This is a genomic window from Uruburuella suis (assembly GCF_004341385.1).
In the GTDB taxonomy this organism is placed as follows: domain Bacteria; phylum Pseudomonadota; class Gammaproteobacteria; order Burkholderiales; family Neisseriaceae; genus Neisseria; species Neisseria suis.
In genome coordinates, this window is record NZ_SLXE01000033.1 from 1 (window position 1) to 24,140 (window position 24,140).

Annotated in this window: 26 protein-coding genes; 14 read left to right on the plus strand and 12 right to left on the minus strand. The window is 57.0% G+C overall.

Features of this window, described 5'->3' with window-relative positions; genetic code table 11:
• Positions 1-298: hypothetical protein (locus tag EV680_RS12025; RefSeq protein WP_207894335.1), on the plus strand; the 298-nt coding region annotated here is incomplete at its 5' end.
• Positions 299-418: 120 nt separating this feature from the next.
• On the opposite strand, the gene acuI is transcribed toward EV680_RS12025, so the two are convergent.
• The 4 genes from acuI to EV680_RS10215 form a co-directional block, all read right to left on the minus strand.
• Entirely contained in the window at positions 419-1,399 is a 981-nt protein-coding gene (gene acuI, locus EV680_RS10200; protein WP_132954638.1) for an acrylyl-CoA reductase (NADPH), read from the minus strand.
• 99 nt (positions 1,400-1,498) lie between these two features.
• On the minus strand, positions 1,499-2,074 hold the full coding sequence (locus EV680_RS10205; protein ID WP_207894336.1) for an RBBP9/YdeN family alpha/beta hydrolase: 576 nt from the start codon (positions 2,072-2,074) through the stop codon (positions 1,499-1,501).
• A gap of 349 nt (positions 2,075-2,423) precedes the next feature.
• On the minus strand, positions 2,424-3,362 hold the full coding sequence (gene cysD / locus EV680_RS10210) for a sulfate adenylyltransferase subunit CysD (protein WP_279387959.1): 939 nt from the start codon (positions 3,360-3,362) through the stop codon (positions 2,424-2,426).
• 155 nt (positions 3,363-3,517) lie between these two features.
• Positions 3,518-4,249 carry a phosphoadenylyl-sulfate reductase gene (locus EV680_RS10215; protein WP_132954640.1) on the minus strand — a complete coding sequence of 244 codons (732 nt, stop codon included), beginning with the start codon at positions 4,247-4,249 and terminating at the stop codon, positions 3,518-3,520.
• 204 nt (positions 4,250-4,453) lie between these two features.
• Here EV680_RS10215 and radC point away from each other — a divergent pair, with 204 nt between their 5' ends.
• The 6 genes from radC to EV680_RS10245 all read left to right on the plus strand — a co-directional run bounded on the left by radC (position 4,454) and on the right by EV680_RS10245 (position 9,850).
• Positions 4,454-5,128, plus strand: a complete 675-nt coding sequence (radC, locus tag EV680_RS10220; RefSeq protein WP_132954641.1) for a RadC family protein — start codon at positions 4,454-4,456, stop codon at positions 5,126-5,128.
• A gap of 185 nt (positions 5,129-5,313) precedes the next feature.
• Complete coding sequence (bioA, locus tag EV680_RS10225) at positions 5,314-6,603, plus strand: adenosylmethionine--8-amino-7-oxononanoate transaminase (RefSeq protein ID WP_132954642.1); 1,290 nt, start codon at positions 5,314-5,316, stop codon at positions 6,601-6,603.
• Positions 6,604-6,663: 60 nt separating this feature from the next.
• A complete protein-coding gene (locus EV680_RS10230) occupies positions 6,664-7,200 on the plus strand; it encodes an NUDIX hydrolase (RefSeq protein ID WP_132954643.1) in 537 nt (178 codons plus the stop codon).
• Positions 7,201-7,350: 150 nt separating this feature from the next.
• On the plus strand, positions 7,351-8,103 hold the full coding sequence (gloB, locus tag EV680_RS10235) for a hydroxyacylglutathione hydrolase (RefSeq protein WP_132954644.1): 753 nt from the start codon (positions 7,351-7,353) through the stop codon (positions 8,101-8,103).
• A 273-nt stretch (positions 8,104-8,376) separates the two neighbouring features.
• The gene (locus tag EV680_RS10240) at positions 8,377-9,162 is read left to right on the plus strand and encodes a TrmH family RNA methyltransferase (RefSeq protein ID WP_132954645.1); all 786 of its coding nucleotides are present in this window, start codon (positions 8,377-8,379) and stop codon (positions 9,160-9,162) included.
• Between the two features lie 28 nt (positions 9,163-9,190).
• Positions 9,191-9,850, plus strand: a complete 660-nt coding sequence (locus tag EV680_RS10245) for a YecA family protein (protein ID WP_132954646.1) — start codon at positions 9,191-9,193, stop codon at positions 9,848-9,850.
• 326 nt (positions 9,851-10,176) lie between these two features.
• Here the strand turns inward: EV680_RS10245 and EV680_RS10250 are convergent, their stop codons facing one another.
• A complete protein-coding gene (locus EV680_RS10250) occupies positions 10,177-10,779 on the minus strand; it encodes an NUDIX hydrolase (RefSeq protein WP_132954647.1) in 603 nt (200 codons plus the stop codon).
• A gap of 287 nt (positions 10,780-11,066) precedes the next feature.
• Positions 11,067-11,687: a 2-polyprenyl-3-methyl-6-methoxy-1,4-benzoquinone monooxygenase gene (gene coq7, locus EV680_RS10255; protein WP_132954661.1), complete on the minus strand. Its 621-nt coding sequence runs from the start codon at positions 11,685-11,687 to the stop codon at positions 11,067-11,069.
• A 116-nt stretch (positions 11,688-11,803) separates the two neighbouring features.
• On the opposite strand from coq7, the gene EV680_RS10260 reads away from it, so the two are divergent.
• Entirely contained in the window at positions 11,804-12,337 is a 534-nt protein-coding gene (locus tag EV680_RS10260) for an inorganic diphosphatase (RefSeq protein WP_132954648.1), read from the plus strand.
• Positions 12,338-12,458: 121 nt separating this feature from the next.
• Here the strand turns inward: EV680_RS10260 and EV680_RS10265 are convergent, their stop codons facing one another.
• Positions 12,459-13,121, minus strand: a complete 663-nt coding sequence (locus EV680_RS10265) for a cytochrome b/b6 domain-containing protein (RefSeq protein WP_132954649.1) — start codon at positions 13,119-13,121, stop codon at positions 12,459-12,461.
• A 291-nt stretch (positions 13,122-13,412) separates the two neighbouring features.
• Between EV680_RS10265 and EV680_RS10270 the strand changes: the two genes are divergently transcribed.
• Both EV680_RS10270 and EV680_RS10275 read left to right on the plus strand, forming a co-directional pair.
• On the plus strand, positions 13,413-14,306 hold the full coding sequence (locus tag EV680_RS10270; protein WP_132954650.1) for an NAD(P)H-hydrate dehydratase: 894 nt from the start codon (positions 13,413-13,415) through the stop codon (positions 14,304-14,306).
• Positions 14,307-14,363: 57 nt separating this feature from the next.
• Positions 14,364-14,789, plus strand: a complete 426-nt coding sequence (locus tag EV680_RS10275; RefSeq protein WP_132954651.1) for a PaaI family thioesterase — start codon at positions 14,364-14,366, stop codon at positions 14,787-14,789.
• Positions 14,790-14,862: 73 nt separating this feature from the next.
• Here EV680_RS10275 and dut read toward each other — a convergent pair whose 3' ends face one another.
• The 5 genes from dut to EV680_RS10300 all read right to left on the minus strand — a co-directional run bounded on the left by dut (position 14,863) and on the right by EV680_RS10300 (position 19,977).
• Complete coding sequence (gene dut / locus EV680_RS10280; RefSeq protein ID WP_132954652.1) at positions 14,863-15,315, minus strand: dUTP diphosphatase; 453 nt, start codon at positions 15,313-15,315, stop codon at positions 14,863-14,865.
• 463 nt (positions 15,316-15,778) lie between these two features.
• Positions 15,779-16,681: a ribokinase gene (rbsK, locus tag EV680_RS10285; protein WP_132954653.1), complete on the minus strand. Its 903-nt coding sequence runs from the start codon at positions 16,679-16,681 to the stop codon at positions 15,779-15,781.
• A 60-nt stretch (positions 16,682-16,741) separates the two neighbouring features.
• A complete protein-coding gene (locus tag EV680_RS10290; protein WP_341539398.1) occupies positions 16,742-17,050 on the minus strand; it encodes a GNAT family N-acetyltransferase in 309 nt (102 codons plus the stop codon).
• Between the two features lie 86 nt (positions 17,051-17,136).
• Positions 17,137-19,119 carry a DNA topoisomerase IV subunit B gene (locus tag EV680_RS10295; RefSeq protein WP_132954655.1) on the minus strand — a complete coding sequence of 661 codons (1,983 nt, stop codon included), beginning with the start codon at positions 19,117-19,119 and terminating at the stop codon, positions 17,137-17,139.
• A gap of 339 nt (positions 19,120-19,458) precedes the next feature.
• Entirely contained in the window at positions 19,459-19,977 is a 519-nt protein-coding gene (locus tag EV680_RS10300) for an RNA pyrophosphohydrolase (RefSeq protein ID WP_132954656.1), read from the minus strand.
• A gap of 257 nt (positions 19,978-20,234) precedes the next feature.
• Here EV680_RS10300 and EV680_RS10305 point away from each other — a divergent pair, with 257 nt between their 5' ends.
• The 4 genes from EV680_RS10305 (at position 20,235) to EV680_RS10320 (ending at position 23,960) form a co-directional block, all read left to right on the plus strand.
• Complete coding sequence (locus EV680_RS10305; protein ID WP_132954657.1) at positions 20,235-21,398, plus strand: polyamine ABC transporter substrate-binding protein; 1,164 nt, start codon at positions 20,235-20,237, stop codon at positions 21,396-21,398.
• Positions 21,399-21,553: 155 nt separating this feature from the next.
• Positions 21,554-22,306, plus strand: coding sequence for a 5'/3'-nucleotidase SurE (gene surE / locus EV680_RS10310; RefSeq protein ID WP_132954662.1), 753 nt, complete (start codon positions 21,554-21,556; stop codon positions 22,304-22,306).
• Entirely contained in the window at positions 22,306-22,971 is a 666-nt protein-coding gene (locus EV680_RS10315; protein WP_132954658.1) for a protein-L-isoaspartate(D-aspartate) O-methyltransferase, read from the plus strand. The genes surE and EV680_RS10315 overlap by 1 nt, the downstream gene beginning before the upstream one ends.
• An 89-nt stretch (positions 22,972-23,060) precedes the next feature.
• The gene (locus tag EV680_RS10320) at positions 23,061-23,960 is read left to right on the plus strand and encodes a peptidoglycan DD-metalloendopeptidase family protein (protein WP_132954659.1); all 900 of its coding nucleotides are present in this window, start codon (positions 23,061-23,063) and stop codon (positions 23,958-23,960) included.
• Positions 23,961-24,140: the final 180 nt, after the last annotated feature.

Genomic DNA, 24,140 nt, shown 5'->3' on the forward strand with positions numbered 1-24,140 from the left:
GATAAGTATGTTTTGTTTGGCGACAAAAATTTTAACTTATCTGCCTTTCTTTTATCTGATTATTTTTATGACAAGTAATTGTCAGGATGCCCTAGGCCGTCTGAAAAAAGGTTTCAGACGGCCTTTGTGTGCCATGCGTACGATTACGCTTTGTTTTGACAAAGCTAATCGTACCTACGTTTGCTGGCATCCGACATTTTTCGCAGCCCTAAAAATCTTGTTCTGCGAACAAGTGTCGGATTCGAGAATCCGACCTACCCGCCTTGCTGCGTTTTTTTGCTTTGAATGCAAAAAATAAGGCCGTCTGAAAAAAGTTTCAGACGGCCTTTGTGTTGTGCGTATGATACTGCTTTGTTTTAACTTAACAAAGTCAATTGGATTGCGCTTTTCAGACGGCCTGTTTGCAAATGGCTGTATTTTACAATTTCACCAGCGTGCGGCCAGTGATTTCGCCGCGGATAATCTGTGCGGCGGCTTCGGGCACGGCTTCGAGCGCGATTTCATTGCTGGCGGCGGCGTAATAGCTTTCGGGCAGCAATTCGGCCACTTTCTGCCAGGCGGCCACGCGTTTTTCGTAGGGGCAATACACGGAATCGACGCCGATAAGCTTCACGTTGCGCAAGATAAACGGCATCACCGTGGTGGGCAGATCCATGCCGCCGGCCAGGCCGCAGGCGGCCACAGCGCCGTCGTATTCGGTTTGCGCCAGCACTTTGGCCAATATTTGCGAGCCTACGGTGTCTACCGCGCCGGCCCAGCGGGTGGATTCGAGCGGCTTGGCCGGCTGCGCCAATTCGGCGCGCTCGATAATGCGTTGGGCGCCGAGGCTGCGCAGCAAATCGCCGTTTTGCTCGGGGCGGCCGGTTACGGCGGCCACGCGGTAGCCGAGCTTGTTCAGCAGCGTGATGGCCACGGAGCCCACGCCGCCGCTGGCACCGGTCACCAGAATTTCGCCGCGCTCGGGCGTGATGTGTTGATCCGCCAAGGCTTGCACACACAGCATGGCGGTGAAGCCGGCGGTGCCGATAATCATGGCTTGGCGGGTGCTGAGCGCAGCGGGCAGCGGCACGAGCCAATCGCCGTTAACGCGGGCTTTTTCGGCCAAACCGCCCCAATGTTTTTCGCCCACGCCCCAGCCGGTGAGTATCACTTTGTCGCCGCTGCGGTAGCGCGGGTGCGCCGATTCAATCACGGTGCCGGCAAAATCGATGCCGGGCACCATCGGATATTGCTGCACGATTTTGATGGCATTAGTGAGCGCCAGCCCGTCTTTATAATTGATGGTGGAATATTCAACGGCCACGGTCACATCGCCCGCAGGCAGCCGCGATTCATCCAGCGTTTCGATGGCGGCGGCGGTGTGGCCGTCGGCTTGATTCAATACCAAAGCTTTAAACATAAAGTGCTCCTGATGGTTGGCAATAGCGCCGCGATAACAAACGGCTGCATGGTTTGGCGATTAAAAGCCCGGCGGCGGCGGCTGTCAAGTGCGGCGGCATTATTGCAGCGGCTGGGCGGCCACAATGCTTTGAGCTGCCTGCCAAGCTTGCGGTAGCTCGAAAAAGCCGTCATCGCCCATCAAGTGGCCGCCGCCGGCTACCTTGTGCACGAAGCTGCCGAGCTTTTCGGCCAGCGCCAGGCTGAAGGCGGGCGGCACCACAGTATCGTTATCGCTGATGATGCTGTGGATATTCGGGCAGGCGCGGCGGATGGCGGCGAAATCGATGGCCAGCCGCGCCAAATAGCCGTCAAGCTCCGGCAGCTCGGGCAGGGTTTGCTCAAAAGCCGCGGCCAGAATGATGCCGCCGATGCGCTCGGGCGCGGTGCGGCTCAGATAATGCAGCAGCGTGGGCGTGCCCAAGCTGTGGGCAATCAGCAGATGGTGTTCATCCGCTTGGCCGATGTGCTCCGCCAGGCTTTGTTGCCAGCGGCCGAAATCGGGGCGGCCGGCATCGGGCAGCGCAATGCGGGTGCAGACAATGCCTTGGCCGGCGAGCTTTTCGGCCAGCCAAGGAAACCAGTGGCGCTCGGGCGCGGATTGATAACCGTGGATGATGTGGGCGTGTCGGATCATGGGCTTTCTCGAAAAATGCGATGGCTTGGAAAAGCTTTTCATGCCCATTCAAAAAATAGCCTTATAAAGTAAAAGCCGTTCGATAGCACCATCCGCGTAGTTTGGCCATCGGCCAAAGCGTTGTGCGCGGCTTGTTCTGCGAACAAGTGTCGGATTCAAGAATCCGACCTACGGGCTGTAGGTTTGTATCTTATTTTTAGAATGGGTTTCAGAGGGGATTTCAGCAGGTTTCGGCGCTGCCGGCAAGCTTGTGTTCGTTTAAGGTAAAAGGCCGTCTGAAAGGCTTCAGACGGCCTTTTGATGCTTTATCGCTATTGTTGTTTGAAACGGGCATGGTTTTAAAAACGTTTCAAAAATAACCGGCTTTTTTGCGCTCTTCCATGGCCGCTTCGGATGCGCGGTCGTCCATGCGCGTGGCGCTGCGCTCCGACACGGTGGCGGCGGCGGTTTCGGCGATGATTTCGGCGGCGTTGGCGGCGGTGCTGGCCACGGGGCAGGTGCAGGAAATATCGCCCACGGTGCGGAAACGCACGCTGCGGATGGCGCTGGTTTCACCTTCGCGCTTGGGCGTGAGCGGCGTTACCGGCACCAAAAGGCCGCTGCGCTCGACCACTTCGCGCTCGTGGGCGTAATAAATCGGCGGCAGCGCCAGCTTTTCACGCTCGATATATTGCCAGATATCGAGCTCGGTCCAGTTGGAAATCGGAAACACGCGCATGTTTTCACCGGAAAACAGGCGCGTGTTGTAGAGGCTCCACAATTCGGGGCGTTGCGCTTTCGGATCCCATTGGCCGAATTCGTCGCGGAAAGAAAAGATGCGCTCTTTGGCGCGCGCTTTTTCTTCATCGCGCCGCGCGCCGCCCATCAAGGCATCAAAGCCGTGCGCTTCGATGGTTTCAAGCAGGGTAACGGCTTGGGCGGCATTGCGCGAATCGGTTTCGCGGCGCAGCACCACGCTGCCTTTTTGGATGGAATCTTCCACATGCCCCACCACCAGCTTCACGCCGGCGGCGGCCACGGTTTCATCGCGAAAGGCAATCACTTCGGGATAATTATGGCCGGTGTCGACATGCAACAGCACAAACGGCAGCTTGAGCGCCCGGCCGGGAATCTGAAAAGCTTTGATGGCCAGCGCGAGCAGCACCACCGAATCTTTGCCGCCGGAAAACAGAAGCGCCGGCTGTTTGGCTTCGGCAATCACTTCGCGGATGATGTGGATGGATTCGGCTTCCAGCCAGTCGAGATGGCGGTTTTGGATAGACATCGGTTGGGTTCCTTGTTTAAACATGGTGTTTACTTTAGCGAGGCCGTCTGAAAAAGGGAAAGAATGGTTGGTTGTAATCAAATGCGCTTTGGTTATATGTTGTGCGGTGCTTTGTGCAATCTATGTCGGCAGGCCGTCTGAAAGTTTTTCAGACGGCCTTTTTGTTTGCAAACACGGTTTTATTTGTGCAAACCACATTCTTGGCTGCTTTGGTTTTCCCACCACCAACGTCCGGCGCGGATGTTTTCACCGCGTTTCACCGGGCGGGTGCACGGCTCGCAGCCTATGCTGGGGTAGCCTTGGCGGTATAAGGCGTTGAGCGGCACTTGGTGCCGCGCGGCATAAGCCCACACATCGGCCTCTTCCCAATCGAAAATCGGGTTGAATTTGGCGATGCCGCGCGCGTGGTCGGTTTCTTCAAAATCCAGATAGCTGCGGCTGTCTGCCTGGCTGCGGCGCTGGCCGGTGAGCCAGGCGGGCGCATCGGAGAGCGCACGGTTCAGCGGCTCGATTTTGCGGATGTGGCAGCATTGCCGGCGCCGCTCGATGTGCTCGTAAATCGAGGCGGCGCCGTGTTCGCGCTCGAATGCGGCGGCGGCTTCGGGCAGCGGGCGGAACACTTCGATGGCGATGCCGTAGCGCGCATCGGTGTGCGCAATCAGGGCTTCGGTTTCGGGATTGAGCTTGCCGGTGTTGAGTGTGATGATGCGGATGGGCAGCGCGTGGCGGCAGATTTGATCGGTGATAATCATGTCTTCGACGGCGAGGCTAGAGGCCAGCACGGCACGGGGAAAGCGCTCGGCAATGTGCTGCAAGCGCTCGGCCAACGCGGCTTCAAGCTTGTCGGCGCGCTCGGTGGCGGCGGCGGTGGCGGCGGGAATCTGCCAAAATTCGGGCTTGGGCATGGGCATCTTTCGTGAATGGCTTAGGCGGCATTGTCGGCTGCTTGCGGCCAAAAGAGAAAGAATGCTTGTTTATTTGTTTATAACCAATTGGTTTTTCAGGCCGTCTGAAAGCGTTCAGACGGCCTGTTGTTTTTCTTGGTGAATATAACAAAAGAAATAAATATGTTATATTGCAACCTACTCATTATCAATAATAAAAGGGGAAACATAATGAGCATCAAGCAATGGCCCGAGGGCGAGCGCCCGCGTGAAAAGCTGATCGAACGCGGCGCGGCAGCGCTGAGCGATGCCGAATTGCTGGCGATTTTGCTGCGCGTGGGCACGCGGGGCATGAGTGCGGTGGATTTGGCGCGCCATTTGTTGGGCGAATTCGGCAGCCTGGGCCGGCTGATGAGCGCCGATGTGAAGGCCTTGTCGGCACATAAAGGCATGGGGCCTGCGAGCTACACCCAATTTGCGGTGGTGCGCGAAATCGGCCGGCGTGTGCTCGGCGAAGAGTTGCAGGACAATATCGGCTTCGAAAACCCGCAGGCGGTGGCCGATTTTTTGCGCCTGCAATTGGGGCATGAAAAAGTGGAGGTAACGCTGGCGCTGTTTCTCAACCAGCGCAACCGGCTGATCGGCCAGAGCGAGTTGGGGCGCGGCACGGTGGCGGAAAACACCGTGTATGTACGCGAGGTAGTGAAGCAGGCGCTGGAAATGCACGCCAGCGCGCTGATTATCGCGCACAACCATCCCGGCGGCAGCGCCGAGCCTTCGGAAGCCGATATTGTGTTTACCCGCCGCTTGGGCAATGCGCTGGATTTGGTCGACGTGCGCCTGCTCGACCATTTTGTGATCACCGCGCGGCAGGCGGTGTCGTTTGCCGAACGCGGTTTGTTGTAGGGGTGTTTGTTGCAGCAAAGAGGCCGTCTGATACCCATTCTAAAAAATAACCTAACTGCGTTGGCTCGCCTTGCTGTACGTGTGTACTATCTGCGGCCCGCCGCCTTGTTATCTTATTTTTTAAAATGGGTATGAAAGCCGCATGCGCTATAATGCCGCTTTCAGACGGCCTTTTGATATCTGCCATGCTTACCGCCCAAGACCTTGATTTCGACCGCCGCCATATCTGGCATCCCTATACTTCGATGACCGAGCCTTTGCCCGTGTATCCCGTGGTGCGCAGCGAGGGCGTGATGCTCGAATTGGCCGGCGGGCAAAAGCTTATCGACGGCATGTCGAGCTGGTGGTGTGCACAGCATGGCTATAATCATCCCGAATTAACCGCCGCGGCCAAAGCGCAGCTCGATGCCATGCCGCATGTGATGTTCGGCGGCCTCACCCACGAGCCGGCTATTCGCTTGTGCGAAGCGCTGCGCACCATGTTGCCGCCCAATCTCGAATGCATTTTTCTGGCCGATTCCGGCTCGGTGGCGGTGGAAGTGGCCTTGAAAATGGCGCTGCAATATTGGCACGGCAAAGGCACGCCGCGCAGCAAATTCCTCACCATTGCACACGGCTATCACGGCGACACCTTCGGCGCGATGAGCGTGTGCGACCCGGTAAACTCGATGCACAGCCTCTACCGCCGCTTTCTGCCCGAGCATATTTTCGTGCCCGCGCCGCAAAGCCGCTTCAACGGCGAATGGTCGGCAAGCGATATCGAGCTGTTTCAGGCAGCCTTGCGGCAACACCACCGTAAAATCGCCGCCGTGATTTTGGAGCCGATTGTGCAGGGCGCGGGCGGCATGCGTGTGTATCACCCCGAATATTTGCGCCGCGTGCGCGCTTTGTGCGATGAATACGGCGTGTTGCTGATTCTCGATGAAATCGCCACCGGCTTTGGCCGTACGGGCAAGCTTTTTGCCTGCGAACATGCCGCCATCGCGCCCGACATCATGTGTATCGGCAAAGCGCTCACCGGCGGCATGATGACGCTTTCCGCTGCCGCCGCGAGCCGCGAAGTGGCCGATGCCGTGAGCCGCAGCGAAGCCGGCGTGTTTATGCACGGCCCCACCTTTATGGGCAACCCGCTCGCCTGCGCCGTGGCCGCGGCCAATATGCAGATTTTGGCGCGCAACGAATGGCCGGCGCAAGTGGCCGCGATTGAAGCGCATTTCCAAGCGGCCTTAGCGCCTTTGCGGCATGAAAAAAACGTAGCCGATGTGCGCATTATCGGCGCCATCGGCGTGGTGGAAACCCGCCGACCGGTAAACATGGCCGCCATGCAGGCTTTTTTTGTGAAAAAAGGCGTGTGGATACGGCCTTTCGGCAAGCTGATTTATCTGATGCCGCCTTTTATCATTCAGGCACACGAATTGCAAAAGCTCACCGATGCCGTGGCCGCTGCTATGCGCCATGAAGCAGGATTTACCTGATTATCTGTTTGTAATCATTAAACTTTCAGACGGCCGTCTGAAAGAAACCCGGGAGCCATTATGGATTTGAAAGAAACCCGCCTCACCTCCGAGCCGGTGCTGGAAAACAGCTTTTTAAACGTGCACCGCGACACCATCCGCCTGCCCAACGGCCACACCCACGAACGCATCGTGGTGCGCCACCCCGGCGCATCCTGCGTGTTGGCGCTTACCGCTGAAGAAAAAGTGATTTTGGTGCGCCAATGGCGTTATGCAGTGGACAAGCCCTTGCTGGAGCTGCCCGCCGGCAAGCTCGACCATGCCGGTGAAAACCCTGCCGAATGCGCCTTACGCGAGCTGGCCGAAGAAACGCCTTACACCGCCGAGCGCGTGCGCCTGCTGCACACGTTTTACACCGCACCCGGCTTTTGCGATGAAAAAATATACCTTTACCAAGCCGAAGGCGTGCGCGCGGGCAGCACGCTGCAAAACGATGAAGACGAATTCACCGAAACCGTGCTGCTTGGCCGCGAAGCCATCCGCGCCGCGCTGCAAAACGGCGAAATCGTTGATGCCAAAACCTTAATCGGCCTGCAATATTGGCTGCTCAACAGCTGAGGCCGTCTGATACCAATCCCAAAAAATAACCTAACTTCGTTGTCTCGCCTTGCCGTACTATCTGTACTGTCTGCGGCTCGCCGCCTTGTTAGCTTACTTTTTTGAATTGGTATTAGTTTACTTTTTTGAATGGGTATGAAAGGAAGCACCATGCCGAAAATCACCCCGATTGCTGCGTTTAACGACAACTATATCTGGCTGCTCGAAGCGCACGGCCAAGCCGTGTGTATCGACCCCGGTGATGCCGCGCCCGTGCTCGCTTATTTGCGCGCGCACAATCTGAAGCTCTCGCAAATCTGGATCACCCACCACCACGCCGACCACACCGGCGGCGTGGCCGCGCTCAAAGCCGCCTATCCCGATTGCACGGTGTATGGCAACCGCGATATCGCCGAAGCCGACGCAGCGGCGGCAGAGGGCACGCGCATCCGCTTTGGCGATTTGCAGGCCGAAGTGTGGGCCACGCCCGGCCATACCGACAGCCACCTGAGCTATCTGCTCACGCTTTCAGACGGCCTGCATGTGTTTTGCGGCGACACCTTGTTCAGCGCCGGCTGCGGGCGCGTGTTCACCGGCACCATCGCGCAATTGTTTGCCAGCTTTCAGCGCTACAACCGCCTACCCGCCGATACTTTGTTTTACCCCGCGCACGAATACACCGCCGCCAATTTGCGCTTTGCCGCCCACATCGAGCCCGACAATGCCGACATTCAGACGGCCTTGCAACAAGCCGCCCGTACGCCGACGCTGCCGGTGTCGCTGGCACACGAACGCAAGGTGAGCCCGTTTTTGCGCAGCGCCGAGCCGGATGTGGCCGCGCGCGCCGCCGCTTTGAGCGATGATGTGCTGCCGGATGAAGCCGCCGTGTTTGCCGCTTTGCGTGCATTGAAAAACCGGTTTTAGGCCGGTTTAAAAACAACCTGGATTTTTGTCTGCTTATCGGTTGATAGCGCGTAGCCTGTAGGTCGGATTCTTGAATCCGACACTTGTTCGTAGAACAAGGCTCTCATATTGCTTTGGCCTTGAGGCCAAGTGTCGGATTCAAGAATTCGACTTATGCGGATGGTGCGATTGAACGGCTTTTATTTTGTTAGGTTATTTTTTTTTGGATAGGCACAAGGCCGTCTGAAAGCCCGCGCGTAGGATGATTGCCTTTTTTCACGATATAATGCCGCCATGAAACGGATTACCTCTGCTCACAACGAGCCGCTCAAGCATTTGGCGCGGCTGCTCTCTCAAGCGCGCGCGCGCCGCGAACACGGCCAAACCGTGCTCGAAGGCGTGCATCTTGTGCAAACCTGTCTGCAACACGGGCTGATGCCGCAGCAGGTTTATCTGCCCGAATCGCGCCTGCATCAGCCCGAAATCCAAGCCTTGCTGGCGCAATTGCCCGAGCATTTGATTACCTTGGCCGCCAATGAAGCGCTGGCAAAAATCACGAGCCTGAGCGAAGGCGAAGATGTGATGGCGCTGCTGGCCATTCCGGAAGCCGGCGCGCTGCCCGTTGGCGGCGATTGCGTGGTGCTGGAGCGGGTGCAGGATCCGGGCAATGTCGGCACTATTTTGCGCAGCGCGGCGGCGGCGGGGGTGGGGCAGATTGTGCTCAATGCCGATAGCGCCGATGCGTGGTCGCCCAAAGTGCTGCGGGCCGGCATGGGCGCGCATTTTCTACTACGCATCCACAGCCGTGTGGATTTGGCGCAATGGCGCTCGGGCTATCAAGAAAAGTTGTGGGCCACGGCCTTGAGCGGCCGCCCGCAAAATCTTTATACAATGGCGCTGGCCGAGCCTGCCGCGTGGCTGTTCGGCAACGAAGGCAGCGGCGTGAGCGCGGCGGCGTTGGCGCTGGCCGACGGCAGCGTGCACATTCCGATGGCCGGCGCCACCGAATCGCTCAATGTGGCGATGGCGGCCACGGTGTGTTTGTTTGAACAAATGCGCCAACGTATGCAGGCCGTCTGAAAAAATCTCATCAATAAAAGGAATATCCATGCAATTGCAACCGTTTGACCCGGCCGCGCGCACGCGTTTGGCCGAGCTGCTCGACAGCCGCGCCGAAAAAGGCAACACCATGCGCTGCGATGAAGTGCAGGCTTTTATGCTGGCCTTGCTCTCCGGTCCCGATGCGCTCAACACCGCCGAATGGCTGCCCGAAGTGTTGGGCGACGAGGCTTTGTTCAGCAGCGCCGAGCGCGCCGAAGTGGAAGCGCTGGTGTTGGGCATGGCTGCCGATATGCTCAACACATTAAGCGGCAAAACCCTGCCCGAATTGTGGCTTTATGCCGATGCCGCAGGCAACGATGATTTTTTCACCTGGTGCAACGCCTATCTCTACGGCCTCGACACCGTGCCGACCGATTGGTTTGAAGCCATCGACGACGAAGCGTTTGAAGATTTGTTTTACCCGGTGATGGCCTTGGCCGGCGTGTATGATGAAGACGAAGGCGGCGAAGCCGTGCTCACCTTCAGCGCCAAAGAGCTCACCCAGCTTGAGGGCGAGCTGCCGCACACGTTGCTGGCGGTTTACCAATATTGGCAAACCATCATCCACAAACCCCAAACCGTGCGGCGTGAAGGTGCAAAAACCGGCCGCAACGACGAATGCCCGTGCGGCAGCGGCAAAAAATTTAAAGCGTGCTGCGGCAAATAAGGTTTGATGCGCAGGCACGTAGGCCGCTGTTTTTGCGACGCAGCCGTATGCATGTGCTTCGCATGATACCGGCTTTAAATCGATTGAAAACTTACAGGCCGTCTGAAACGTGATGTTCAGACGGCCTGTTTGATTTTTGCGGGTTGGGGCAAATTTTGTATAGTGGAATGCAGGAAAAAGTGACACAACGGGTAGGTTGGGTTGAAAACCCAACAAGCCCACAGGCCGTCTGAAACGTTGGGTTTGGCAACCGAACCTACCTGTTATAGTGCGCAGTTTTGTGTCACTTTTTCTTGCATTCCACTATAGCTGCTTTTTTTACGCTTTCAGACGGCCGCTTGAAACAGGCGGTATCGCTCGGCTATGTCGTGCAGAATCATGGCGGTGAGGCCCCAGATGTCGTAATGCCGATAGGGCAGCGTGGGCGTGGAGAGGGTAAGGCCGTTGTGGGTGAAGGCGCGGCTTTGATAATTGGCAGTATGCAGGGCGAAATCGAGCGGCAGGTAAAAGATTTCGGCCACTTCGTCGGCATTGGGCCGGGTGAGGGGGCTTTCGGCACTCAGCGCGGGCACGGGTGCAACGGCGTAGCCCGAGGGGGTGAAATAAGCGGGCAGTTGCGGAAAAGTCTGCCAATGCGCGGCTTCAATGCCGGTTTCTTCGGCGGTTTCGCGCAAGGCGGTGGCGGTGAGGTTTGGGTCTTGCGCATCACGGCGACCGCCGGCCAGCGCAATCTGGCCGGTGTGGTGGCGCAAGCTGTCGGCGCGGCGGGTGAGCAGAATCTGCCATTGCGCTTCATGCTGCACCACCGCCAGCAACACGGCGGCCTGGCGGAAATCGCCGCCTTGAAACATGCGGTTGCGCGTTTGCTGCAAGGGTGCGGGGAGATCGGCGGCGCTGCTGAAAAAGCGGCTTAATTCGGTGTGGGTCATGGGCGGCGCTAAAAGTGGGGCGGGTAAAATGTAGGCAGCTGTATCTATGCGGCCGTTAAACTTTAAATTTCAAAAGCGGTTGTCGGCGCAACAAGGCGGTGGCCGCATTGTTGGTGTTTTGCATCAGAGATAGTGGAATGAATGAAAAACCGATGCAAGCTGCATGGCAAAGCATGCACACAGAAGCGGTTTAAACCGCGTGCGTGGCTGCGTCACACACCCTGCACACGATTTGAGATTGCTTATTTCTGTATCCGTTTTCTTTGATTTCACTATAAAAATGGCGCTCACACCCGATAGCTGATGGTGGTCATGATTTTTGAAGAAAGCTTCATCATTTCTTTCACCGGCAAGGGTAGCGGCGCGGCGCCGAAATCGTGCGCCATTTCGGCGTGCTGCATTTCATCGAGCCGCATTTGCGCCACGATGGCGCGGCTTTTGGTGTCTTCTGCCGGCAGGCCTTGCAGATGTTCTTCCAGATGCGCGGTTACCTGATGTTCGGTTTCTTCCAAAAAGCCCAGGCTCCATTTGTCGCCGAGCAAGCCCGCGCCGATGCCGATGGCGAGCGACCCGGCATACCACACGGGGTTGAGCAGGCTGGTGCGCCCGCCCAATTCGTGCACGCGCTTGGCTGTCCAGGCCAGGTGTTCCACTTCTTCGTAAGCGGCGTGTTGCAGCGCTTCGCGGTTGGCCGGGGTGCGCGCGGTGAGCGCCTGGCCTTGGTAAAGCGCTTGTGCGCACACTTCGCCCACATGGTTTACCCGCATCAAGCCCAGCGCGTGCTGCTTTTGCGCCGCGCTCATGCCGCCTTCTTGCAGGCCGGCATCGGGGTAGGGGCGCGAGGTGGCGGCGGGTGCAAAAAGGGTGCGCAATACGGTGTCGATATGGGGAATCAGCTTGTCGGCCAACATGGGCGGCTCCTGTGCGGTGTGGCGGTGAAAACAGCATTATAACTGCGTGTCAGGCCGTCTGAAAACCTGCTATACTTGCGCCCGTTTAACACCTCTAATTTCAAGGAGTCATCATGGCTGATTTTAACCAAATCCTCACGCCCGGCGATGTGGACGGCGGCATCATCAATGTGGTTAACGAAATTTCTGCTGGCAGCTGCCACAAAATCGAGTGGAACCGCAAATTGGCGGCTTTCCAGCTCGACCGTGTGGAGCCGGCCATTTTCGCCAAGCCCACCAACTACGGCTTTATCCCGCAAACGCTGGATGAAGACGGCGACGAGCTGGATGTGTTGCTGATCACCGAGCAGCCTTTGCCCACCGGCGTTTTTCTCGAAGCCAAAGTGATCGGCGTGATGAAATTTGTGGACGATGGCGAAGTGGACGACAAAATCGTGTGCGTGCCCGCCGACGACCGCAACAGCGGCAATGCCTACAACACCTTGGCCGATTTGCCGGCGCAATTGATCAAGCAGATTGAATTTCATTTCAACAACTACAAAGCCTTGAAAAAGCCCGGCTCTACCAAAGTGGAAAGCTGGGGCGATGCAGCCGAAGCCAAAGCGGTGATTAAAGAATCGATCGAGCGCTGGAATCAGCAGAAATAATTCGAGCAGAAATAATTCGATAGTTATCAAAAAGGCCGTCTGAAACATTATGGGTTTCAGACGGCCTTTTTGTTGGATGTGAAAAAGCAGGCAACGCAGCAAGCTTGTTTTTGAATGGGCATCAACCGATATTCACAACCAGCCACACCGCCGCCGCGGCCACCGCCAGCGCCGCCAAAAATTTGCCCGTGCCGGCAAATTGCAGCGCCGGCAGCTTGCCGGCCAGCATTTTGCAACCGCTAAACATGGGCGTGATTAAATCGTGTTTTTTGATGAATTTATAAATCAGCACCGTGGCCACATGCACCGCCACCAGCGCCAGCAACACATTGAAAAATAAAATGTGCGCATTGCGCGCGGTGCTGCCGGCCTCTTCGCTTACCAAGCTGTTGAGATAGCCGTTGTAGAGCCAAGTGTTTTCATCGGCGGCAAATAAACCTGTGAACACTTGCACCAAAAGCGCCGCCAACAGCGCGAGCACCATCAGCGCGCCGAGCGGGTTGTGGCCGGGCTGCTCGTTTTCGCTCAGTTGCCCGCCCAAATAGCGCCGAATCTGCGCCGGCCCCTTAACAAATTGGGCAAAGCGCGCGGTGTCGCTGCCCCAAAAGCCCCAACACAGGCGAAACACCACCAAGCCCAAAATAAACACGCCGCAGCGCAAATGCCACGCCATCAGATTGCCGCCCGTTTCGCCGCTATACCACATAAAAGCCAGCGCGAGCACCAGCAGCCAGTGAAAAAGCCGCGTGGGCGCATCCCATACTTTCAGTTTTTGCTTGGTCATGTTATATACTTTCGTTGTGTTTTGAATAATCGGCCGCCCGGTTCGCGTGCATTTTTTTTGCAAGATGCTTTGAATGCAAAAGCTTGTGTACAAAACCAACCCGAGCCGCAAGCTTATTTTGTTGTTTCAGACGGCCTGTCGGGCTAAGCGCCGGTTTACGAGCCAATCTTGCTGCGTTTTCCGCTTTGCAAGCGCGCTTTTGCTCACAAAAGTTTACTCGCGGATGAATTGCAAGTAGACCCCAAGAGGCCGTCTGAAAGCATTGTAACCAAATCTGCCACGGAAATCATTATGTTCACCAGCCCCTACCGCAGCAAAAATTTCGACAGCCTGCAAGCCGCCGCGCAGCAATTTCCGCGCCTGTTTGCTCCGCGCAGCGAGCGCAGCCACAAAGGCACTTACGGCACGCTGGCGGTGGTCGGCGGCGCTGAGGGCATGAGCGGCGCGGTGATATTGGCGGCCACTGCGGCGATGTATGGCGGCTGCGGCAAAGTGTGGGCGGGCTTCAATCAGGCGGAGCTGCCGTTTGCCGTGATAGCGGCGCGGCCGGAAATCATGCTCGCCACCGCCGCTCAGCTGCAGGCGCGCAACGACATCAGCGCCTGGGTGTGCGGCTGCGGGCTGGGCTTGGGCGAATCTTCGCTGCGCGTGTTGCAGAACCAGCTCGCATTGGCGCATGAGCGCGCGCTGCTGCTCGATGCCGATGCGCTCACCTTGCTTGCCTGCCATCCGCAATTGGCCGCTGCCGCGCCGCGCAACACCTTGGTGCTCACGCCGCATCCGGCCGAAGCCGGGCGGCTGCTGGGCATATCCACCGCACAAGTGCAGGCCGAGCGCAGCCTGGCCGCTGCGCGCATTGCTGAAAAATACCGCGCTTATGTGGTGCTCAAAGGCCACCGCAGCATGGTGTGCAGCCCCGACGGCAGCCAATATGTCAATAAAAGCGGCAATGCCGGCTTGGCCGGCGCGGGCAGCGGCGATGTGTTGAGCGGCATCATCGGCAGCCTCTTGGCGCAAGGCATCGCGGCCGAAGAAGCCGTGCGCGGCGGCGTGTGGCTGCATGGCGCGGCGGCTGATGTGTTGCGCGATTCGGAAGTGGGCGAGAGCGGCATGCTGGCCGGTGAAATCGCCGCCGCCGCCCGCTGGCTGCGCAACCGCTTGAGCGCGGCTTTTGCGGCGCAATAATTCGATTGTTTTTTTGATAAAGGGTAAACCCTTTGATTTCACCCGCGAGGCAGACAAATGACTGAAACAGAGAAAATGGCGGTTTTGAGCGCCTTAAACAAACGCAGCGCCGGCACGCTGATGGATTTGCTCGGCATTGAATTTATTGATGTGGGCGATGATTTTCTCACCGTTAAAATGACGATTACGCCGCAAACACACCAGCCAGCCGGCATTATGCACGGCGGCGTGAGCGTGGTGTTGGGCGAAACCGCAGGCTCCTGTTTGTCCAACCTGCTGCTGGGCGAAGGGCAGCATGCGGTGGGCTGCGATATTACCGCGCACCACCTGCGCCCCGTGCGCGCCGGCACGGTTTACTGCACCGCCCGCCTGCGCCGCAAAGGCCGCACCATGCATTACAGCGAAATGGAAGTGAGCGATGAGCAAGGCCGCTTGGTTTGTGCCATGAGCATGAGCAATATGGTGGTGGCAGCCAGAGAGTAGGCGGCCAGGCTTGAATGGCAAAGGCCGTCTGAAATATTTTTTCAGACGGCCTTTATTGATTGCGAATGCCTTATTAAGCTTTGCCGGTGCTGCCGAAGCCGCCTTCGCCGCGCTCGCTTTGGGCAAATTCTTCAACCACCTTAAAAGCCGCCTGCACCACCGGCACAATCACCATTTGCGCAATGCGCGCCATCGGCTCGACGGTGAAGGCTTCTTGGCCGCGGTTCCACAGCGATACTTTTAATTCGCCCTGATAATCCGAGTCGATAAGGCCCACGAGGTTGCCCAACACAATGCCCTGCTTGTGGCCGAGGCCGGAGCGGGGCAGCAGCATGGCGGCATAATCGGGGTTGCTCAAATGCACGGCCAAGCCGGTGGGCACGAGCAAGGTGTCGCCCGGTTGTAAAATAGCGGCTTCATCGAGGCAGGCGCGCAAATCAAGGCCGGCGGAGCCGGGCGTGGCATAGGCAGGCAGCTGGCCGGCCATTTTGGGGTGGAGGATTTTCAATTCGACTTCGGTGTGCATGGTGATGTCCTGTGGTTTTGACTGGCGCGATTATAGCGCAGCGGGCGGGAAAAAGCTTTTGTGTCCGGCTTAAAAACAGTCTTATATTCATTCAAAATAAACTATTATGAATATTGGATATAAAGGCCGTCTGAAAATCTTTCAGACGGCCTTTGCTTCGGATTTCAAGTGCAAGTTTTGGAAAATGGAAAATTATCTGTGGCTTACCGTTTTGTTGTCTTGTTTTTCAGGTTTGGTATAACAAGGCGGCGAGCCAACGCAGGGTTATTTTTTAGAATGGGTATGACTGGATTTTAGTGTAGAAACAGGTGCAGGCAAAACAAAACACAATCAAAAAAATTTTAGCCAAATGCATGAATATATTGATTTTATATTTAAAAACAGGCCGTCTGAAAGGTTTCAGACGGCCTGCGTCAGGTAGGCATCGGCTAAAAAATTTTGCCTGATTCGGAAAATATGCCGATTACGCTTGCTGTTTTAAAAAATCGGCCAATTCGGCGGCGGTGGGCATGCCGCCTTGTGCACCGGCTTTGGTGACGGAAAGTGCGGCGGCGGCACAGGCCTGCTTCACTGCCGGCGCGATGCCTTGCTGCCAAAACACCGCCAGCGCGGCGTTGAAGGTGTCGCCGGCGCCGGTGGTGTCGACGGGGTTTACCTTAAATGTGCTTTGGCGGTGCAAAATGCCGGTGTCGTCATTATAAAGTGCGCCGTCGCTGCCCAAGGTCATCACCACTTGGCAGCCGGATTGGCGGATTAGCGTTTCCACCGGGGTGTCGGTCGGCAAGCCCAAGCTGAGTGCCAGCTCGTAGGCGTTGGGCGTGAGCACGCTCACCAATGAGCGCAATTCGGCGGGAAGTGCTTGCGCGGGGGCGGGGTTGAGCACAAAAGGGCGGGCGTGTTTTTTGGCAAGCCGGGCGGCAGCGAGCACGCAATCCATCGGAATTTCAAGCTGGCACAACACGATGTCGGCAGCGGCGATGCGCGCTTCTTCGGCTTCGATGTCGGCGGGCGTGATGCCGAAATTGGCGCCGGACACCACGATAATATGGTTGTCGCCCTCGGCCACGGTGATGTTGGCAATGCCGCTGGGCAAGGCGGGCAACACTTTCACGGCTTCGGTGTTGACGCCTTCGTGTTGCAGGTTGGCCAAAAGCTCGCGGCCGAAATCATCTTCGCCGATGGCGCCTATCATCTGCACTTCTGCACCCAAACGGGCGGCGGCCACGGCCTGATTGGCGCCTTTGCCGCCCATAAAGCGCTGAAAACCGCTGCCTAAAAGGGTTTCACCCACCTGTGGAAAACGCGGCGAGCGGGTGACCAAATCCATATTGATACTGCCGATAACGGTGATTTTGGGTGTTGTCATAACAAGGTTCTCGCAGAAAACAGGCTGAATCTGAAAAGCATAAAACGGGTAGATGCGGGTTTAGCCGCGGCCGGAGCGCGCCAGCACTTCTTCGGCATAATCGCAGCTGGCGCTGATGGCAAGCCCTTGGCGATCGGCTTCGCTGATCACGTGATCCACCAGCAGGCGCGCTAGGCTTTGGCCGCGAAAATCAGGCATGATGCGGGTTTCGGTGATTTCCCAACCGCCGTTATTTTGGCGGTATTCGATATAGCCGATTTCTTCATCGTCTTTCATAAGCGCGAAACGGTGTTGCTCGGGCTGATGTTGGATATTGCGCATCGCAGGGCTCCTTTCCGGGTTGGGGTGGGCGAAATTGTGCTGAATAATATTAGCGTTGCCACAGTATAGGCCGTCTGAAAGCTTCGGGCAATGTGGGCGCGGCCTTCATGCATTTGGCGTTTAAAAATACCTGCTCAAATATCCACTTCGGCGGTGTCGCCCTCGGCTTCCATCCAAGCGCGGCGGCTGGCGGCTTCGCCTTTGCCCATCAGCTTGACGAAAATATCATAGGTGTCGATGCCGCCGCCTTCGGGAATCTGCACTTGCAGCAGGCGGCGGGTGTCGGGGTGCATGGTGGTGTCTTTGAGCTGCTCGGGGTTCATTTCGCCCAAGCCTTTGAAACGGCTGATGGAATAGGCCGATTCTTTCAGGTTTTCTTTTTGCAGCCGCTCGAGAATAATGTCGAGCTCGCTTTGGTCGAGCGCATAGAGCTTACGCGCGGGTTTGGTTTTGCCCTGGGCGTTGACGTCCACGCGAAACAGCGGCGGTTGGGCCACATAAATATGGCCGTGGGTGACGAGTTGGCGGAAATGGGTGTAGAAAAGGGTGAGCAGCAGCACTTGAATGTGCGAGCCGTCCACATCGGCATCGGAAAGAATGGCGATTTTGCCGTAGCGCAGGCCGCTCAAATCGACTTTATCGTGCTCGCCGTGGGGGTCGACGCCGATGGCCACGGAAATATCGTGGATTTCGGCGTTGCCGAATAATTGGTCGCGGTGGGTTTCAAAGCTGTTGAGCACTTTGCCGCGCAGGGGCAAAATGGCCTGGGTGGCTTTGTCGCGCGCGAGTTTGGCCGAGCCGCCGGCAGAATCGCCTTCCACTAAAAATAATTCGTTTTCGCGGGTGTCTTCGCTTTCGCAATCGGTGAGCTTGCCGGGCAATACGGCCACGCCGCTGCCTTTGCGCTTTTCGATTTTTTTCACCGAACGCATGCGCGCCTGCGCCTGCTTAATGGCCAGCTCGGCGATTTTTTTGCCGGCTTCGATATTTTGGTTGAGCCACAATTCGAGCGGGTCGCCCGACACAGCGGCCACGAGCTTCAAAGCATCGCGGTTGGTGAGCTTTTCTTTGGTCTGCCCCTGAAACTGCGGATCGAGCACGCGCGCGCTGAGCACAAACGCCACTTTGCTAAACACGTCATCACTTTGCACTTTCACACCGCGCGGCAATAAATTGTGGTGGGTGATGAAGTTGTTTACCGCATTAAACACGGCCTGCTTCAAGCCCGCTTCGTGGGTGCCGCCCAAGGGCGTGGGAATCAGGTTGACATAGCTTTCGTTGGCGGCGCTGCCTTCTTCCAGCCAGGTGAGCGCAAAAGCAGCGCCTTCGCCCACGCTGAAATCGCTTTCGTGGCCGTCTGAAATATAGTTTTCCGAAGCGAAAATCGGCACGGCTTCTTGCGCTTCGCTGATGAGATTATCGAGATAGCCTTTGAGGCCGTCGGGATAATGCCAGCTTTGCACCAAGGGCTCGGCCTGCGTTTTCACCGGCCGGCTCAGCGACACCACCACGCCCGGCAGCAGCACGGCTTTGGCGCGTAAAAGTCGCTCGAGCTCGGCAATGCTGTAGTTTGGTGATTCGAAATATTTGCCGTCGGGCCACACGCGCACTTCGGTGCCGCTCTCGCGCACAGGGCATTTGCCGATTTCGGCCAAAGGCTCAATCACATCGCCGCCGGCAAACACAATACGATGGATTTTGCCCTCGCGCTTCACGGTAACTTCCAGCCGACGGGAAAGCGCGTTGGTCACCGACACGCCCACGCCGTGCAGGCCGCCTGAAAAAGCATAAGCGCCGCCGTCTTTTTTATTGAATTTGCCGCCGGCATGCAGGCGGGTGAACACAAGCTCCACCACCGGCACTTGCTCGAGCGGATGCAGCCCCACCGGAATGCCGCGGCCGTTGTCGCGCACCGAAAGCGAGCCGTCATCGTGAATGCTTACGCTGATTTCATCGGCAAAGCCGCCGAGGGCTTCATCGGCGGCATTGTCAATCACTTCCTGGCAGATGTGGGTGGGGCTCTCGGTGCGGGTATACATGCCCGGGCGCTCTTTTACCGGCTCGAGGCCTTTTAAAACGGTGATGCTGGATTCGCTGTATGAATTTTGTATGCTCATGATTTACTTGTGGTTTCAGACGGCCTTTTAAGCCTTTAAAAAGTGCAAACAGGCCGTCTGAAAAAGAAAAGCAGGTTTCAGACGGCCTCAAAGTAGAGGGTGTTAGGGTATCCTGACATTTCGATTTACAGGTGTATTTCGCCCCTGAAAACGCATTTGCTGCGTTAAAAAGCCTCGCAAAATGTCCGCTTGCTGCGTTTTTTGCCTTGCATCTGCATTTGCAGGGGCAAAATCCTCCTCATAAACAAAATGTCGGGACACTCTAGGGTCTGTTCACATTTCATCACGCGGCAATATTTTGCGCTCAAAATCTTACGCACGGATGAAATGGAACAGACCCTAGCGGCCGTTTAAGCGGCGGCTGGTGAATTCATCCAGCGATTCGAGCCCGCGCAAAAAACGCGCCAATTCGCTCAGCGCACCTTGATACACATCGCGCTTGAAATCAATCACTTCGTCGATCGGCGCCCAATATTGGTGCCAGCGCCAGCCGTCAAATTCGGGATGGCTGGTGGCGCGCAGATGCACATCGCTTTCGCGCCCGGTGAGGCGCAGCAAATACCAAATCTGCTTTTGGCCGCGATAAGAGCCGCGCCATTCGCGGCGCACCCAGTGCGAGGGCACATCATAGCGGAGCCAGTCGCGCGTGCGCCCCAAAATTTTCACATGGTGCGGCAGCAGCCCCACTTCTTCCAAAAGCTCACGATACATCGCCGTTTCCGGGCTTTCGCCGGGCTTGATGCCGCCTTGCGGAAACTGCCACGAATGCTCGCGCACACGTTTGCCCCAAAAAACCTCATTGCGCTCGTTGGTCAGAATGATGCCGACATTGGGGCGATATCCTTCTCGATCCAGCATAGTGTCGCCCTTAAAAAGTTAAATATCAATCCGCCGATTTTCCCATAAAGCAGGGGTGTTTGACAAATTTGCCGCTGCCCGCGAGGCCGTCTGAAAAAGAAATTCGGTTTATGATGAAAAGCCTACGGCAGAAAACGTTAAAAAATGTATGTTTTTACGCGCTAAGATATTGCATCTGCAAGGCTTTTGCCGTTTAATGGCAGCTTGCTGTGCAGGGCGCAGCGTCGGGCATATTTTCAACCATAAAGGATAACAAAATGAAGAAAACATTATTGGTTTCCGCGCTGGCGGGTTTGTTTGTGGCAGCGTGCGGCGGCTCCGGCGGCCAACAAGCCCAGCAAGCGGCCGATAGCGGCGCATCCGCTGCGGCGCAACAGGCCGCGCCTGCGGCCACCGGCAATTTGAATATCTACAACTGGTCGGATTATGTAGACCCTGCCACCGTGGCCGAATTTGAAAAAACCAACAATATCAAGGTGCGCTACGATTATTATGATAGCAACGAAACGCTGGAAGCCAAAGTGCTCACCGGCAAATCGGGCTATGATCTGGTGGCACCCTCTATCGCCAACGTGGGCCGCCAAATCCAGGCCGGCGCTTATCAGGAAATCGACAAGAGCCTGATTTCCAACTACAACAATATCGACCCCGAGCTTCTGAAAATGATGGATCAGGTCGATCCGGGCAACAAATACGCCGTGCCATATTTTTGGGGTATCAACACGCTGGCCATCAATAAAGACCAAGTGGCCAAAGCGCTGGGCAGTGATGCGCTGCCGGCCAACGAATGGGATTTGGTGTTCAACCCCGAATACACGGCCAAGCTCAAATCCTGCGGCATCAGCTTTCTCGACAGCCCCACCGAGCAGATTCCGCTGGCGCTCAACTATATCGGCAAAAACCCCAACAGCGAAAACGGCGATGATTTGAAAGCCGCTGTGGATATGATGAAAAAAGTGCGCGCCGATGTGAAACGCTTCAGCTCTTCGGGCTATATCGACGACATGGCCGCGGGCAATCTGTGCGTGGCCGTGGGCTACGGCGGTGATCTGAATATCGCCAAAAACCGCGCCAAAGATGCGAAAAACAACGTCAACATCGAAGTGCTCACCCCCGCCACCGGCGTGGGCATTTGGATTGATTCGTTTATGATTCCGAAAGATGCGCAAAATGTGGCCAATGCCCACAAATACATCAGCTACACGCTCGACCCGAACGTGGCCGCCAAAAACGGCGATTTCGTCACCTACGCCCCCGCCAGCCTGCCCGCGCGCAAGCTGATGGACAAAGCCTATGCTGATGATCATTCCATTTTCCCGAGCGATGCGGTGAAAGCAAAAAGCTTTGTGGTGCTGCCCAAATCACCCGATGCGGTGAAACTGAGCGTGCGCCTGTGGCAAGGCTTGAAAGCCGGTCAATAAGCTGGCAAACAGGCTCAGAGGCCGTCTGAAAAACCAAAGCACCGTTTAGGCGGTGCTTTTTTATTTTGATTTTTCAGACGGCCTGAACGATAAAACCGATGAAATAGACAATATCCCGCCATAATCGGTAGAATAGGCCGTCTGAAAGGGAAATGATGAATATTCTGGTTTGTAACGATGATGGCTACCTAGCCGAAGGCATTGCCGTGCTGGCGCGGGTGGCCGGCGAATTTGCCAATGTGCGCGTGGTGGCGCCTGAGCGCAACCGCAGCGGCGTGAGCAATTCGCTCACGCTCGACCGCCCCCTGCATATCCGCCAAGCCGAAAACGGCTTTTATTATGTGAGCGGCACCCCCACCGACTGCATTCATTTGGGCTTGCACGCGCTGCCCGATTTCAAGCCCGATTTGGTGCTCTCCGGTGTGAACCACGGCGCCAATATGGGTGACGACACACTTTATTCCGGCACCGTGGCCGCCGCCACCGAAGCCTATCTGCTCGGCATACCCGCCGTGGCTTTTTCGCTCAACGATTTCAGCGGCCGCTATTGGGACACCGCCGAAAAAGCCGTGTGGATGATGTTGGAGCATCTGCTGAAAAATCCGCCCAAGCAGCCTTTGCTGTGGAATGTCAACATTCCCGCCGTGGATGCCAAAGATATCCAAGGCTGCAAAATCACCCGCTTAGGCCGCCGCCACCATGTGCAAAGCATTGTGCCGGCACACAACCCTCGTGGCGAAGCCGTGTATTGGATAGGCCCGGCGGGCGATGTGTCCGACCGCGAAACCGGCACCGACTTTGCCGAATGCGAAGCCGGCTATATCACCGTTACGCCGCTGCAAATCGATTTGACAGATTTCGACACCATGGCCCAAGTGGCCGAATTTTGGCAAGGGGTGGGCCGCTGATGCACACCGCCCACTGGACCGGCTATGAAAACCGCCGCAGCCGCATGATAGAGCGGCTGGCGCAAATGGGCATCGGCCAGCCGGTGTTGCAGGCGATGGCTGGTGTGCCGCGCCATTTGTTTGTAGAAGAAGCGCTGCGCACGCGCGCCTACGATGAAATGTCGCTGCCTCTGGGGCTCGGGCAAACCATTTCCCAGCCCTACACCGTGGCGAAAATGACGGAACTATTATGGGGCAAAACGCCACAAAGCATGCGGCGGGTGCTCGAAATCGGCACCGGCTGCGGCTATCAAACCGCCGTGTTGCTGGCGCTGGGCTTGCCTGAAATCTATTCAGTGGAGCGGCTGCGGCCTTTGCACGAGCGCGCCAAGCAGCATTTGCGCGCTGCCGGCCTTTTGGCGCAGGCGCGCATGGTGTGCGGCGACGGCTACCTCGGCCTGCCCGATGTGGCACCGTTTGACGGCATTTTGGTTACTGCCGCGCCCACCGAAATTCCGCTGCCGCTGTTGCAGCAGCTGGCCATCGGCGGGCGCATGGTGCTGCCGCTGGACGAGGGCGGCGTGCAATATTTGTGGCTGATTGAAAAAACCGCACAAGGCTACCGCGAAACCTGCGTGCAGCGCGCCAATTTCGTGCCGCTGGTCAGCGGCAGCGATGCACCGTAAAAAAACGCTAAACACTTGAGGGCAGGGCACAGTTTGATTATGATATGCCCGAATCTCAATCAGAATCCATCTACATAAGGTATTAAGATATGTTGAAACAAACCGCATTGCGCACTGCTCCGCTGGCCTTGGTATTGTTGTTGGGCGCGTGTTCATGGTTGCAACAGCCGGCCGCGCCCGTAGTGGCCGGCACCGCCGGCGGTGCCGCCACCGGCACACCGGCCGACCAAAGCAACCCGTATGGCGCCACGCCTTACGACCCGAATGCGGCCGGCGCAGCACCCGCGCCCTACACCCCGCCCGCAAGCAGCGGCGGCACCTACACCCCTTCTTATGCGCCGGTCGACATCAATGCGGCCACCCACACCGTGGTGCGCGGCGACACCGTGTTTAATATTTCCAAACGCTACAACATCACGCAAGACAATCTGCGCGGCTGGAACAATCTGGCCGACAACACCATCAGCGTCGGCCAAGTATTGCATGTGAAACCGGCAGGCTATGTGGCACCGGCAGGCGGCGCGGCCACACCCGCTGCTACCACACCGGCCACACCGGCAGTTTCAACCCCCACACCGTCCACGCCTGCCACCACGCCGACCGTGTCCGGTGCCACCCGCACCGTGGCCGGCATCACTTGGCAGCGCCCCACCGCCGGCAATATTGTTGCCAATTTCGGCGGCAACAATAAAGGTGTAGACATTGCAGGCACCGCCGGCCAGGCCGTGGTGTCGGCCGCCGACGGCAAAGTGGTGTATGCCGGCTCGGGCTTGCGCGGCTACGGCAATCTTGTGATTGTGCAGCACAACCAAACCTTCCTCACCGCCTACGGCCACAACCAAAGCCTGCTGGTGAAAGAAGGCCAAACCGTGAAACGCGGCCAAACCATCGCCCGCATGGGCAACAGCGATGCACCGCGCACTCAGCTGCACTTTGAAGTGCGAGAAGGCGGCAAACCGGTTAACCCTGCCAGTTATATTCCGTTTTAATGCCGCAAAAGACGTATTTGTGTTGAAAACACAGGCCGTCTGAATGTTCAGACGGCCTGTGTTTTACGCAATTAAATACGGCTTAATACCATTCAAAATAAATAATCTATAATAAAGCCCATTCACAAGCCACCAGCGAACAGAGTTTGTCTTTTTCTGCAACCAACGCATTCCACGCAA